This is a genomic window from Devosia limi DSM 17137 (assembly GCF_900128975.1).
GTDB classification, from domain to species: domain Bacteria; phylum Pseudomonadota; class Alphaproteobacteria; order Rhizobiales; family Devosiaceae; genus Devosia; species Devosia limi.
Genome location: NZ_FQVC01000002.1, coordinates 212,879 through 226,442 on the forward strand (window position 1 = coordinate 212,879; position 13,564 = coordinate 226,442).

The following is a 13,564-nucleotide window of genomic DNA, read 5'->3' on the forward strand; positions in this document are numbered from 1 at the left end:
GTGACGCCGATGGCGTTGAAGCTGATGTCGATAGTGGCGCCAATGGACCGGGGCTGAGATCAGAACAGACGCCGGGCAACGTCCCGGCGTTTTTCATGTGGAAATAGGGTAATGAAATCAGTGGGTAAGCGGTGGTGCCTGCGGGGGTGAATCGGGTGCTTTGCGCGATGATTCAAGTCTGGACGCGGCGCGGGCCCAGCATTGTATAGGCGAGGAAGAACGCGGCGTAGACGACGATGGGGGCGATGAGCGCATAGATGCCGACCGCATGATAGGCAAGCGCGCCGAGGGCGGCGCCGAGCAGCAGGGAGGTCCAGACCAGCAGGTGCTGAACCCAGCGCCACGGTGGGGCCTGATGGCGGAGCGCCTTGGCGAGGTCCTGGGCGGCGGCGAACATGGTGCCGGTGACGAAAGTGGCGCCTAGGCGAACGGCGCCTTCGGACTGCAGAATGGCATTCTGCGCCCCGGCGGCGACAGCGAGGGCCAGCATGGCTTGGGTAGCCGTGAAGCCAGCGGCGGAAAGGCCGAGGCTAGTACCCATTGCGACGAGCACGAAGGCGAGGACGGCGCTGGCGGCCCAGCGGCGATGGAGCAGTGCGAGCGAGGCGCCGGCGACGCTGCCGATGAAGAACAGGGCAATCAGAGAAGCGGTAACAAGAGCCACCGGCAGGGCGTCGGTAGCGAGAGCGTCGCCCAACTGGGTGGTGTTCCCGCTGACGAAGGAAACGAAGAAGCCACCCAATTCGATGAAGCCGACGGCATCTATGAAGCCAGCAGATGCGGTCAACAGCAGGCCGAGGCTGAGTTTTGGCGTCGGCGTCACAGCTGCGCCGCGATATCCCTGGCGAGGGCCGAGAGTTCGGCATCATCGGCCTTGCCGCCACCATGGGCAGCCAGCGGAATGCCCTCATAGGCGGGGATGATATGGAAATGCAGGTGGAAGACGCTCTGGCCGGCGGGCGCCTCGTTGAACTGGGCGAGGCGAATGCCATCGGCATGGGTGACTGATTTGACCGCATTGGCGACCTTTTGCACCAAGGGGATCACTGCAGCGAGCACGGCCGGATCGGCATCAAACAGGTTGCGCGAGGGTGCTTTGGGAATGACCAGCGTGTGGCCGCGCGACTGGGGAAAAATGTCCATCATTACCAGCGCAGTCTCATCCTCGTAGACCTTATGGGCTGGAATTTCGCCGCGCAGGATTTTGCCGAAGATATTGGATGGATCGTAGGTCATGATTCTCTCGCAGTCTGGATCTGGCCTGAGTTTGGCGCGGCGTGGCGGAGGGGGCAAGGGCGTGTGGGCCTGCACTTCGATACAGCGCTATGCGAGCTGAGCGGGATGCGCCAAGATTGCCCGAAAAGGGAGCAGGAGCATGCGGGCAGTACGGCTGGAAGCGATCGGCAGCATGGCGATGCGCATGGTGGCGCGGCCTGAGGCGGGGCCGGATGATCTGCTGGTGCGGGTGGAGGCGGTCGGCATTTGCGGATCGGACCGGCACATGTTCAAGGGTGAATATCCGACGGCGCTGCCAGTGACGCTGGGGCATGAGTTTTGCGGGATCGTCGAGGCTATCGGGTCGGGCGTGACGCGGTTTGCGCCTGGGGAGCGGATTACCGGGGACCCCAATATTGCCTGTGGCTGGTGTCAGCAATGCCGGGCGGGGCGGCCCAATCTCTGTGACAGCCTGACGGCTATCGGCGTGTTCCGGGATGGCGGGTTTGCCGACTACGTGGTCGTGCCGCAGGGGCAGGCGCATCTACTGCCTGCCGATCTCAACCCTCTGCATGGGGCATTTTGCGAGCCGCTGGCCTGTTGCCTGCATGGGCTGGACGTGGCGCGCATTCGGCCCGGCGATAGCGTGGCGGTGCTGGGTGGCGGGGTGATCGGGCTATTGATGGTGCAACTGGCTAGGTTGGCGGGCGCGAGCCGGATCGTCATGATCACGCGGCAGCAGGCGCGGCGGGAACTGGCATTGACGCTGGGGGCGACGGAGGCGGTTGACCCGGTGGCCGAGGATGCGGTCGCGGCGCTGCGCGGCTTGATCAAGGGCGGCGTCGATGTCGTGCTGGAATGTGCAGGGGTGCCGCAGACCTTTGTGCAGGGGATCAGCATGGCGCGGCGCGGCGGCACGTTTGTGCTGTTCGGGGTAACGCCGGCGGGCGTCGAAGTGCCGGTGGTGCCCTATGAGCTGCTGGTCAATGAACTGCGGATCGAAAGCGCCTGGCTCAATCCGCTGACCCATGCGCGGGCAGCCGCCATGGTGGCGGCGGGAACGCTGGAGCTGGATCGGCTGATCAGCCGGACCATTGGGCTCGAGGAGGTGGCCGGCATTGTCGGGGCAGCGCCGGCGCCGGGCGAGGTCAAGATTATCGCAGTGCCCTGAGCCGGCTATTCAGCCGGTTTCAGCTGTTCCGGTTCGTCCTTCTGGAAATAGCGGAAACGGAAATAATTGAGGAAGGCCATGCCGGTGAGGGTGACCGGCACATAGGAAAAGCCGCGGCGAATGCCGAACAGGGCCATGTTGACGGCGGTGCCGGCGCTCATCGCACCCTTGCCCATGGGCGAGGTGAAAGACGATGGCACGACGTGGCGATAGAGCAGCGCATCACTGCGATAATACTGGCGGGCGCGGGCGGCGAAGGCGCGCTTGGAGGCGGAATAGGCCTTGAGCTCGTCCAGCCCCATATCGCCGTGGAACTCGACCTCCGAACCCAGCGCCCAGACTTCGGGCGGGGCGAGGCGGGGCTTGCCGATCTCGGTGAAGAGATCGATCAGCTCGGTGAAGGTGACGTAATTGGCATTCCAGCAATCATCGGTCTTGGCGCCGTGGGCCAGCACCAGCACATCGGCCCGGGTCAGTTTTTCCTGCATGCGCGAATAGTCGCCGGCGGAAAAATCGGAGCCAGACTTGGCGGTCTCGACGATGCCGCCGAGCTTTTCCAGCTTCTTGACCATGGCAGAACCAAAGGCGCCGCTGGCGCCGGTGACCAGGAACTTGCGGCCCTTGATCTGGCAGGTGGTGCCGAACAGCAGATCGAATACATTGCTGAACGACGAGAAGAAGTTATGCGGATAGACGTGATGCATGGCGTGATAATTATTGTTCACCCATAGCAGGCCCTGCTGGCCGCCAACGCGGTCCATCGACATGTGATTGTAGTCGAGACCTTCTTCCTTGAGCGTCATCACCAGCATCACCGTGCGGATGGCGGCGACGACAGCGATAGGCGGCCAGGGGAAAACCAGCAGGAAAATCAGCGTGCCGGCCATGCCGGTCAGGTATTCGGGGACGATATGGAACCAGATGTTCTGCCGGGCATAGGCCGGGTTGATCTGCATATCGAGGCCGAGAAATTTGTGATGCACCCAATGCCACGACGAGAAGGTGCGCAGCAGCTTGAAGCGCGAGCCTTCCCATTTATGCAGGGTCCAATGCAGGGCATCGAAGAGCGCCGTCGAGACGACGAAGACCAGGGCGGTCTGGAGGATGAAGGCGATGATGTCCCAGAAAGTCATGCGGCGGTCCCGAACGTAACGACACGCTTACATAAGCCGGTGGGAGCAGGAGGGCCAGAGGGGATGGTGTCACGGGGATGGGGGCAAGGGCCCGAGGCAGGGGCCCGGGCTTAAGCAGGACGCCGAGCGAGGGGGGGGGGGGCGCAGCACCCCCACCCTTGATCCCTCCCCTCAAGGGGGAGGGAGATGACTGAGGGGACTGGCTAAGGGGGGCAGGGCAAGGAACTGGATCCCGGCTTACGCCGGGATGACGGCTGGTGGGGGGACTATCGGTCGGTGCGGTCGCCCTTGCGGAAGGGGGTGAAGGTGTCGAGGACTTCCTGTTCGCGGGTGACGGAGGCGCGTTCGCGGGCGAGATAGTCGGCGATGGCGTCGCGCAGGCCGGGATGGGCGATCCAGTGGACGGAGTAGGTGGTGGCGGGGGCGTAGCCGCGGGCGAGTTTGTGTTCGCCCTGCGCGCCGGCTTCGACGACGGCCAGTTTATGGGCGATGGCGTAGTCGATGGCCTGGTAATAGCAGAGCTCGAAATGCAGGAACGGCACGTCGCGGGTGCAGCCCCAGTTGCGGCCGAAAATGCGGTCGGAGCCGACGAAGTTGATGGCGCCGGCAATCGGGGTGGGGCCATCATAGGCCAGCATGAGGACAATGCGGTCGGCCATGGTCTGGCCGAGCCGGGAGAAGAACTCGCGGTTGAGATAGGGGCGGCCCCATTTGCGGGCGCCGGTATCCTCGTAGAAATCGTAGAAGGCGTCCCAGTGGTGTTCCTGCAAATCGCTGCCAGAGAGCCATTTGACGGTCAGCCCATCGGCGAGCGCATCGCGGCGTTCGCGGCGGATGGTCTTGCGCTTGCGCGATGAGAGAGTTTCGAGGAAGTCGTCGAAGCTGGAAAAACCCTGATTGTGCCAGTGGAACTGGGTATCGAGGCGCTTCAGCCAACCGTCGCTTTCGATGAGCTCGGCCTCGGATTTCGGCACGAAAGTGGCGTGGACCGAGGAGGCATTGCGCTGGGTGGCGAGCTGCTGGGCGGCGGACAGCAGCGCGGCTTCGATTTCGGCGTGGCCCGAGGGCACCAGCAGCTTGGGGGCGGTCACCGGCGTGAAGGGCACCGCGCATTGCAGCTTGGGATAATAGGAGCCGCCGGCCTGCTCATAGGCATTGGCCCAGCCATGGTCGAAGACGTATTCGCCCATGGAATGGGATTTGAGAAACAGTGGCATCAGCCCGAGCGGCGTCCCGGCGGCATCGCTCAGCAGGATATGCTGGGGCTGCCAGCCGGTGCGTGCCGTGGCGCAGCCGGATTGTTCGAGCGCCATAAAGAAGGCGTGGTCGAGGAAGGGGTTATCAGGCTTGCCTGAAGCGGATGGGACAAGCGAATTCCAGACGGCAGCCTCTATGGCTGCCGTCGTGGGGTGGACCGTGGCGATGTAGCCGTTATTGGGCAAGTTCCGGGTCGAACCCTTCAAAGACGATCTGGTCAATATGGGGAGCGGCTTCGGCGGCTTCAACTGCCGAGCGGATGGTCCAGCCGGTGACCGGCTTGCCGAGGGCGCGCCAGAACTGGATAGCGGGCATCTTCAACGATGCCTTGTCGCAGGAGATGAAATCGAACTGAGTCTCGTGCCAGTGCAGCAGGTGGCGGAGGGTGAAACGCTGGTCTTCGGTCAGCCCATCGTCCCAATCCTTGCGCTCATAATCATAGGTGATGATGCCGCGGGGGCCGGTGAAGCCGAATTGGCGCACCAGGGTGATCAGGTTGGGATCGAACGACTCGACGGTGACCGGCCCCTCATAGCCCTTGAGGGCCTCGGCGGCGGCGCGGGCGAGCAGCTGGGTGCCGGCCATATCGCGCTGACGCTTGAGCTCGACCTGCAGCATGGTGCGGCCGCCGATCTGGGTCAGGAAATCGGTGAAGCGCTGCGGGCATTCGCCCTTGGCGCTGTCAAGCAACGGGGTCGCGGTCAGTTCGGCGACAGTGATGTCGGAGACGCGGCCTTCCTTGCCGGTCAGGCGCTTGAGCTCGTCATCGTGGAAGACCACGGCAACGCCGTCGCTGGTCAGTTGCAGGTCGAGTTCGATGGCGAAATTGCCCGCAATCGCGGCTTCGAAGGCGCTGGCGCTGTTCTCGATAATGCCCGCGACGCGGTTGTGCAGGCCGCGATGGGCGACGGGACGGGGAAAGAGCGGCGTATCGGTCATAATGGCCTCGTCGAGAAGATTGAGCGTGTGTGAGTGGCAGCGGTTTATGACGGGGATGTAACGGCTGGCGGGCCATCCCCGTCCCGGCAGGAGGCTAGACCTCCACGACCGCTTCGATTTCCACGGCAGCGCCAAAGGGCAGGGCGGCAACGCCGAACGCAGCGCGGGCATGCTTGCCCTTGTCGCCGAGCACGCCGACGAGCAGGTTGGAGGCGCCATTGGCGACCAGGTGCTGCTCGAAGAAGTCCGGGGTGGAGGCGACCAGCACGGTGATCTTGAGGATGCGCTTGATGTCGGTCAGCTCGACGCCGCCATTGTGGACGATCTGGGCCAGAATGTTGGTGGCGGCGAGTTCGGCGGCATTGCCACCCTGCACCACATTCATGTTGTCGCCGAGCAGGCCGGTGGTGACGCCGTTTTCATCGCTCGAAAGCTGGCCGGAAATGTAGAGGATGTTTCCGGAGCGGGCCACGGGGACGTAATTGGCAACGGGTGCTTTGGCAGTGGGCAGCTCATAGCCGAGTTCACGGAGCTTTTCGATCGGGCTGGTCATCGTATCTTGCCTTCGGTTCTGTCATTTTCGGTCAGGGTCGGATCGGCGTCCGCCCTCATTGTCTCTGCTACCGGACTGGCATCCGGACTTGTTGCCGCTGCCGGACCACCGTCCGGCCTGGGTTTATAAAGCTTGCCGCGCACGACGGCTTCGCGGCCGAACCGGGTGCGGACCCGGTCCATGGCGCGCTCGGCAGCCGCCTTGCGTGCCACTGCCGGCTCCAGCAAATCGGCTGGATCCGTGCCATCGGCAGTATCGATACCCGAAACGCCGATTCCAATCAGCCGGAATGCAGTGCCGTCGATCTCGCGTGCCAGCAATTGCAGGCCGGTTTCGTAGATCACATTCGTCAGTTGTGTCGGGATCATCAGGTGACGCGCGCGTGTACGCAAGCGGAAACCGGCAGATTTCAGTTTTAGAGTGACCGTGTCGCCGACAATGTTCTTGGCTTTGAGCCGTTCGGACAACCGTTCGGTGACATTCAATAACTCGGTCGAGAGCGCCTCAAGCGAGGAGATATCGCTGTTGAAAGTGGTTTCGGAGGAGACGGTCTTCATTTCGCCGCCGGTAGAAATGCGGCGACTATCCTCACCGCGCGCCAGGCGGGAGAGGCGGGCGCCCATTTCCCCATAGCGACGCATCAGGTTTTCGGGCGGCTCGTCCTGCAACTGGCCGATGGTGACGAGCCCGTCCTTGCGCAGGGTCTCGGCCAGCACCTTGCCGACGCCGTAGATGAGGCTGATCGGCTTGGGCGCGAGGAAGGAGACAGTCTCGGCGGCACCGATAACGGCAAAGCCGCGTGGCTTATCGAGATCGGATGCCACCTTGGCGAGGAATTTGTTGTGGCTGAGCCCGACCGATATGGAGACGCCGATATCGGTTTCGACTGCCTTGGCAAAGCGCGCAAGCACCAGGGCAGGCGGGGCCTTGTGCAGCGCCTGGGTGCCGTTGAGGTCGAGGAACGCCTCATCGATGGAGAGTGGTTCGACCAAGGGGGTCAAGGCATCCATGTAGCCGCGTATCCGGCGGCTGACCTCGACATATTTGGCCATGTTCGGCCTGATGATCACTGCATCGGGGCAAAGCTGACGCGCCTTGAACATCGGCATGGCGGAGCGGACGCCAGACTGGCGGGCAATGTAGCAGCAGGTGGAGACAACGCCGCGCACCCCGCCGCCGATGATCAGCGGCTTGTCGCGCAGGCTGGGATCGTCGCGTTTTTCGACCGAGGCATAAAAGGCATCGCAGTCGACATGGGCGATGGAGAGCGAGAACAATTCTTCATGGCTGCGTATCCGGGGTGATCCGCACGTGCCGCAGCGCGCCGGCGCGGCAGCGGCCGTTCCGAACGCGAGGCAATCACGACAGAGCCAGGGCGCGGCCATGGCTCACCCGGCAGGATTGAGCTGGTGCCAGACGCGCATGAAGCTTTCGGGCGTCATTGCGGCATTGGCGCAGAGTGCGAGCAGAATCGATTCGTTTGAGGCAAAGTAGTCGATGAGGCCACGCTGCAGTTGAGCCGAGCCGACTGAGCGCCGCAGGGATGCCGGATCATAGCCGGCAAATTCCATGAAGCGCAGCAGATCGTCCGGGTTCTCGGCGAGGTAGCCAAGGCAGGTATCGGCAAGAGAGCCGAGATCGGGCTCGGCTTTATGAAGAATTGGCACCAAGGGCCTCATTTGGTGTTTTGTAAGATATTCAATGCTAGCTGAATGAAGCGGCAAAACGAAGCGCTGCAGGCACCGGGACGGTGTAAAGCGAGGACCAATGCCCAAGACAGTCATGATCGTGGAAGATAACGAGCTCAACATGAAGCTCTTCAACGATCTGCTCGAATCGCGTGGTTATGCCGTGATCCAGACTCGTAATGGCATGGAAGCGCTCGATCTTGCACGCGCTCATCATCCCGATCTGATCTTGATGGACATTCAGCTGCCCGAGGTTTCCGGGTTGGTGGTGACCAAGTGGCTCAAGGATGATGACGAGCTCGCCCATATTCCGGTGATAGCCGTTACCGCATTCGCCATGAAGGGCGACGAGGAGCGGATTCTTCAAGGCGGCTGTGAGGGTTACATCTCAAAACCCATTTCCGTGCCACACTTTTTGGAAACCATTGCCCACTATATTGGTCCGGCCTGATCGGTAACCGGCGCTGCTGCTGGCGCCTGCCCGTCGGCGCGGTTTTCTGACCCTCCAGACGCTTCCTGGCGCGTAGGCTCGCTGACCGCGCCTGCATCGATTTGGCGGTTTCGACGCCGGCGGTGGACGCTGCCGGCTGGCGACTGGAAACTGGGATCTTCTGCTTTGACCGCACGCGTTCTCATCGTCGACGACATTCCAATCAATGTGCGCCTGCTGCAGGCGCGCTTGGCAGCCGAATATTACGAGGTTGTCACGGCCAGCTCCGGGCCGGAAGCGATCGAGATCTGCAACAGCTCGCAGGTCGATATCGTGTTGCTGGACGTGATGATGCCCGGCATGGACGGGTTTGAAGTCTGCCGGCGACTGAAAGCCAATCCCAAGACCCACCACGTTCCCGTATTGATGGTGACCGCGCTGGACCAGCCATCCGATCGGGTGCGCGGGCTGGAAGTCGGGGCCGACGATTTCCTGACCAAGCCTGTCGATGACATGGCGCTGGTGGCGCGGGTCAAGAGCCTGGTGCGGCTGAAGACGCTGACCGATGAATTGCGGGCGCGGGCGCAGACCGGCCAGCAAATGGCCATCGAGGACGCCCTGCGGGCAATGGACAGCACTTCCACCAAGGGTGGCTCGGTGCTGGTCATCGACAGCGATGCGCGCCATGGCGAGCGCGTCAAAAGCTATCTGTCCGACGAACATAATGTGGATGTGCTGACCGAACCGGCGGATGCCGTGTTCCAGGTGAGCGGTGCAAATTACGAAACGGTACTCATTTCGATGGCGTTGACCGATTTCGATCCGCTGCGGGTTTGCTCACAGATCCGGACGATGGGGCATACCCGCACGTTGCCAATCATCCTGATGGCCGACGAGGCCGACAAGCCGCTGGTGCTGCGGGCGCTCGATCTGGGAATCAATGATTTCGTCATGCGCCCGGTCGAGCGCAATGAACTGGCGGCGCGGGTCCGCACGCAGATACGGCGGCAACGCTACACGCTCGAGTTGCGCGAGAGCGTCAATACCACCATGGCACAGGCTGTGACCGACGACATGACCGGGCTTTATAACCGGCGCTATTTCGATCGCCACCTCAACGTCATGCTGGGCAAGGCCCAGCAGCAGGGCCGCGATATGGCGTTGATGATTCTGGACATCGACCACTTCAAGGCGGTCAACGATACGCATGGCCACGATATTGGTGATGCGGTGCTAAAGGAGTTTGCGCTGCGCCTGAAGCGGAATATCCGCGGCATCGACCTGGCTTGCCGCTTTGGCGGCGAGGAATTCGTGGTGCTGATGCCAGACACCGACTATCGGCAGGCCGAGGCGGTGGCGGAGCGGGTGCGTCAATCCATCGGCGATCGCAGTTTCGAGGTTGGGGCAGGGCGCCCGCTGTCGGTGACGGTGTCGGCGGGGTTGGCGCTCAATGAAACTGCGGCGGACACGCCAGAGACGCTGATCAAGCGGGCCGATGTCGCGCTGTATCGGGCAAAGCGCGAGGGGCGCAATCGCGTCATCTTCGACGCTGCCTAAGCCCTGGCGTCGTAGTCGGGGCGCAGCAGCGCCAATACGTGGAGATCAGCGGCCAAATTGATGTGCCGCTGGGCGAGGCTAAGCTTGATTCCAAGTTTAGACATTAGGGTTATTTCTTATACTTAACAAAGCATTACCGGCCGCTATCGCTCGGTATAGCTTGAGTTTTTTCGGCTGCGCGATAGGGTCCGGTCAAGCAGCTGGCACGACTTCTTAGGCAATGCTGCTGATTGTTCCCTACGGTTCCCCCAGGTCCGCCGCAACGCCTGGGTCCGTGGGGCGGCTGGTCCGAATGTGGACAGAGTGGCCTCTACGACATGCCGCTTCGGACCAGCCACTTTCCCATTTATCATGGTTCCGTCCGCCCGCTGCGTGGGGCGACGGATCCTTGTCACCGCTTCCCGCTCCCGTCACAGAGCAACAGAAAGCCCCGCATCGTGAGATGCGGGGCTTTTTGATCGACTAGTCGAGATCGGCGCCAGATTACTTGATCTTGGCTTCCTTGAACTCGACGTGCTTGCGCACAACCGGATCGTACTTGTTGTACGTGAGCTTCTCGGTCTGGGTGCGGGCGTTCTTCTTGGTGACGTAGTAGTAGCCAGTATCAGCCGTCGACACGAGCTTGATCTTGACGGAAGCGGCTTTGGCCATTTGGGTGTCCTCGACAAAACAAGAGGCGCCGCGAAGGTGCAGCGCTTGAATTTGGGCGCAACCTACGGATTTGCCGCCGGTTGTCAAGTCAGACGATGCAGAACCGCGTAAAGCCGCGGCTGGAAAGAGTTGGGCCGGGGCGCTGGGTCACCGGCCATCTCGTGGCGTGGCAGGGATTCGGGGGGGCGAATCTCAAGTCGGGAGAGAGAGGAGGCGAGGTGCCCCCTCAAAGATCAGTCGCGGTGGGCGGGGTCGAAGCCGTGCATGCGCTGGGCCCATTGCAGGCCGACGATGGAGCCCTTGGTGGAGGGCAGGATGGCCAGCGGCAGGATGATCGCGAGCGGGATCATGGTGTAGAAGTACACCAGCGGATTGACGTGCCAGACCATTTCCATGTGCAGCATCACCGCGACCAGCAGGTGGCCGACAATCATGATGGCGATGTAGGGCGGGAAGTCATCGGCGCGGTGGTGGAACAGCTCTTCGCCGCAATTGTTGCATGTATCGGCAACCTTGAGGTAACCGGTGAACATCTTGCCCGTCCCGCATTGCGGGCACTTGCACAGAGTGCCGCGCCACATGGCCTGGCCAACGCTGCGTTTCTGAAGCGTCTTTACCTGCACGCCCATCGTCTCACCTCTTCTTGCGGCCCTTCGGCCCGTAAGACTTAGGTGGGCGCTTTTGGGTGCGCCTAGAAGATGACGGATTGACGCGGGTGCCTTCGGACAGCAGCTCGAAGCGTAGCGCTCCGGCTACCGGAGCCACTTCCAGCAAGCGGACCAGCACGGTTTCGCCCAAGGCGAACTTCTCGCCCGTACGGTCGCCGATCATGGCCTGCTGCTGCTCGTCATAGCGGTAATAGTCCTGGCCGAGGGTGGAGGCCGGGATGAAGCCATCGGCGCCGGTATCGCGCAGGCGCACGAACAGGCCGGAGCGGGTGACGCCGGAAATGCGGCCCTCGAAGCGCGCGCCAATCTGGCCGGACAGATATTGCGCCAGCAGGCGATCGGCGGTTTCGCGCTCGGCCAGCATGGCGCGGCGTTCGGTGGCCGAGATGTGCTGGGCAATGCCGGCAAGCGCGAGGGCTTCCTTGTCGCTGAGGCCGTCATCGCCGAGGTCGAGTGCTCGCACGAGGGCGCGGTGGACAATCAGATCGGCATAGCGGCGAATGGGTGAGGTGAAGTGGGCGTAGCGCTCAAGGTTGAGGCCGAAATGGCCATAATTGTCCGGCGCGTATTCGGCCTGAGCCTGGCTGCGTAGGACCATTTCACTGACCTGTTCGATATTGCCGGCCTTGCGAGCCTGGCCGAGAATGCCATTGAAATCGCTGGCGCGGACGGCGTCGGACCTCTTGACTGAGATATCAAGCGAGCCAAGGAAGTCCCGCAGAGCCATGAGCTTTTCGCTGCTGGGCACATCGTGGACGCGGTAGAGCAGGTTGGTCTTGCGCTGTTCGAGGGTCTGGGCCGCCGCGACATTGGCGGCGATCATCATTTCTTCGATCAGGCGATGGGCATCCAGCCGTTCGGGCACGTGGATGCGGGCGACCATGCCCTTGTCATCGAGCACGATCTTGCGTTCGGGTAGATCGAGAGCAAGCGGGCCGCGCTGATCGCGGGCCCTGGCCATGGCGGCATAGGCCGCCCAGAGCGGCCTGAGGATTCGCTCGAGAATCGGACCGGTCTTGTCGTCGGGATTGCCGTCGATGGCCGTCTGGGCCTGCTGATAGCTCAGCTTGGCGGCCGAGCGCATCAATACCCTATGGAAGCTGTGGGACTGCTTGTGCCCACCGGCGTCAAAGACCATGCGCACGGCGAGGGCAGCGCGCGGCACGCCTTCCTTGAGCGAGCACAGGTCATTGGAGATGCGCTCGGGCAGCATCGGCACGACGCGATCGGGGAAATAGACCGAATTGCCACGGAGATAGGCTTCGCGATCTAGTGCGGTGCCGGGGCGAATGTAAGCAGCAACGTCGGCAATGGCGACATAAACGATGTGGCCGCCGTGATTCTTCTCGTCGGTGTCAGGCTCGGCATAGACGGCGTCGTCGTGATCCTTGGCATCGAACGGATCGATGGTGATCAGCGGGATATCGCGCCAGTCCTCGCGGCCCTTGAGCGTGGCTTCCTTGGCCTCTTCGGCCTCGCGGATAACGGCGGCGGGGAAACGGAAGGGGATTTCCAGATTGTGGATGGCGATGAGGCTGATGGCGCCTTCGGACTCGGGATTGCCGATCACCGCGGTCACGCGGGCGCGCGGAATCATCAGGCGGCCGGAGAGCTTGACCTCCACTTCCACCAGATCGCCATCGGCGGCATTGAGCAGATCGCCGAGCGGAATGCGCATTTCCTTCTGCTTGCGATCCACCGGGATAAGTCGAGCGCCGTCCTCATCCATGCGAACGATGCCGATATGGGCGCGGCGGGGCTTGTCGAGGATCTTCATCGCCTTGGCGGTATAGGCGGGGATCTCGGCGTCGCCGGCATCGATGCGGGCCAGGATGCGGTCGCCGGGGGCGGGGACGACGCGGGCATCGCGGCCGGCCAGCACCTTGACGGTCGGGCGTTCGCCTTCCTCGTCATTCCACTGCGCCGGATAGGCGTGCAGATTGTCGGGATCGGCATCGGTGGGAATATCGAGCACGGTGACCGCCGGCAGCGCTGCGGTGCGGCGCAGCGCCTTGCGCGTGCGGGTGATGACGCCGTCGCCCTCAAGCTCCTTCAGCATATCCTTGAAGGGCTTGCGTAAATCGCCACGGATGCCGAACACCTTGGCCAGATCGCGCTTGCCCTTGATATCGGTCTGCTCGGCGAGAGCCGCCAGCAGCTGCTCGCGCGTCGGCAATGCACCGGCGGCGGGCTGACGGGGGCGCTTGGGGCCAGAGGTGTGACGAGGCTTGGTGGGCGGCTTGGGCATAGTGGGCTTTCTGACGATACACGCGATAGATAGGGCAATCCGCGCGCGATTGCC

The 13,564-nt window shown here is 62.7% G+C and carries 14 protein-coding genes; 3 read left to right on the plus strand and 11 right to left on the minus strand.

Annotation, left to right across the window (positions count from 1 at the left end):
• Positions 1 to 172 precede the first annotated feature (172 nt).
• Both BUA69_RS04415 and BUA69_RS04420 read right to left on the minus strand, forming a co-directional pair.
• Positions 173 to 823 (minus strand): YoaK family protein, encoded by a 651-nt coding sequence (locus BUA69_RS04415; RefSeq protein WP_046136785.1) that lies wholly within the window; start codon positions 821 to 823, stop codon positions 173 to 175.
• A complete protein-coding gene (locus tag BUA69_RS04420; RefSeq protein ID WP_143154428.1) occupies positions 820 to 1,239 on the minus strand; it encodes an HIT family protein in 420 nt (139 codons plus the stop codon). The genes BUA69_RS04415 and BUA69_RS04420 overlap by 4 nt, the downstream gene beginning before the upstream one ends.
• Positions 1,240 to 1,375: 136 nt before the next feature.
• Here BUA69_RS04420 and BUA69_RS04425 point away from each other — a divergent pair, with 136 nt between their 5' ends.
• Entirely contained in the window at positions 1,376 to 2,386 is a 1,011-nt protein-coding gene (locus BUA69_RS04425; RefSeq protein ID WP_046136787.1) for a zinc-dependent alcohol dehydrogenase family protein, read from the plus strand.
• Positions 2,387 to 2,391: 5 nt separating this feature from the next.
• On the opposite strand, the gene BUA69_RS04430 is transcribed toward BUA69_RS04425, so the two are convergent.
• The 6 genes from BUA69_RS04430 to BUA69_RS04455 form a co-directional block, all read right to left on the minus strand.
• Entirely contained in the window at positions 2,392 to 3,519 is a 1,128-nt protein-coding gene (locus BUA69_RS04430) for a hypothetical protein (RefSeq protein ID WP_046136788.1), read from the minus strand.
• Positions 3,520 to 3,785: 266 nt separating this feature from the next.
• Positions 3,786 to 4,961 carry a GNAT family N-acetyltransferase gene (locus tag BUA69_RS04435; RefSeq protein ID WP_052950628.1) on the minus strand — a complete coding sequence of 392 codons (1,176 nt, stop codon included), beginning with the start codon at positions 4,959 to 4,961 and terminating at the stop codon, positions 3,786 to 3,788.
• A complete protein-coding gene (locus BUA69_RS04440) occupies positions 4,951 to 5,715 on the minus strand; it encodes a glycerophosphodiester phosphodiesterase family protein (protein ID WP_046135889.1) in 765 nt (254 codons plus the stop codon). Before BUA69_RS04440 ends, BUA69_RS04435 begins: the two co-directional genes overlap by 11 nt.
• A gap of 94 nt (positions 5,716 to 5,809) precedes the next feature.
• Positions 5,810 to 6,268 (minus strand): RidA family protein, encoded by a 459-nt coding sequence (locus BUA69_RS04445; protein WP_046135888.1) that lies wholly within the window; start codon positions 6,266 to 6,268, stop codon positions 5,810 to 5,812.
• Positions 6,265 to 7,653 (minus strand): DNA polymerase IV, encoded by a 1,389-nt coding sequence (locus BUA69_RS04450; RefSeq protein ID WP_082093881.1) that lies wholly within the window; start codon positions 7,651 to 7,653, stop codon positions 6,265 to 6,267. Before BUA69_RS04450 ends, BUA69_RS04445 begins: the two co-directional genes overlap by 4 nt.
• A gap of 3 nt (positions 7,654 to 7,656) precedes the next feature.
• A complete protein-coding gene (locus tag BUA69_RS04455) occupies positions 7,657 to 7,935 on the minus strand; it encodes a DUF3572 family protein (RefSeq protein ID WP_160300139.1) in 279 nt (92 codons plus the stop codon).
• Positions 7,936 to 8,035: 100 nt separating this feature from the next.
• On the opposite strand from BUA69_RS04455, the gene BUA69_RS04460 reads away from it, so the two are divergent.
• Together BUA69_RS04460 and BUA69_RS04465 are read left to right on the plus strand one after the other, a co-directional pair.
• A complete protein-coding gene (locus BUA69_RS04460) occupies positions 8,036 to 8,407 on the plus strand; it encodes a response regulator (protein WP_046135886.1) in 372 nt (123 codons plus the stop codon).
• A 165-nt stretch (positions 8,408 to 8,572) separates the two neighbouring features.
• The gene (locus tag BUA69_RS04465) at positions 8,573 to 9,943 is read left to right on the plus strand and encodes a PleD family two-component system response regulator (protein ID WP_046135885.1); all 1,371 of its coding nucleotides are present in this window, start codon (positions 8,573 to 8,575) and stop codon (positions 9,941 to 9,943) included.
• A 483-nt stretch (positions 9,944 to 10,426) separates the two neighbouring features.
• On the opposite strand, the gene rpmG is transcribed toward BUA69_RS04465, so the two are convergent.
• The 3 genes from rpmG to rnr all read right to left on the minus strand — a co-directional run bounded on the left by rpmG (position 10,427) and on the right by rnr (position 13,510).
• A complete protein-coding gene (rpmG, locus tag BUA69_RS04470) occupies positions 10,427 to 10,594 on the minus strand; it encodes a 50S ribosomal protein L33 (RefSeq protein WP_046135884.1) in 168 nt (55 codons plus the stop codon).
• 233 nt (positions 10,595 to 10,827) lie between these two features.
• A complete protein-coding gene (locus tag BUA69_RS04475; protein ID WP_046135883.1) occupies positions 10,828 to 11,223 on the minus strand; it encodes a DUF983 domain-containing protein in 396 nt (131 codons plus the stop codon).
• Positions 11,224 to 11,227: 4 nt separating this feature from the next.
• Positions 11,228 to 13,510, minus strand: a complete 2,283-nt coding sequence (gene rnr / locus BUA69_RS04480; protein ID WP_046135882.1) for a ribonuclease R — start codon at positions 13,508 to 13,510, stop codon at positions 11,228 to 11,230.
• Positions 13,511 to 13,564 lie beyond the last annotated feature (54 nt).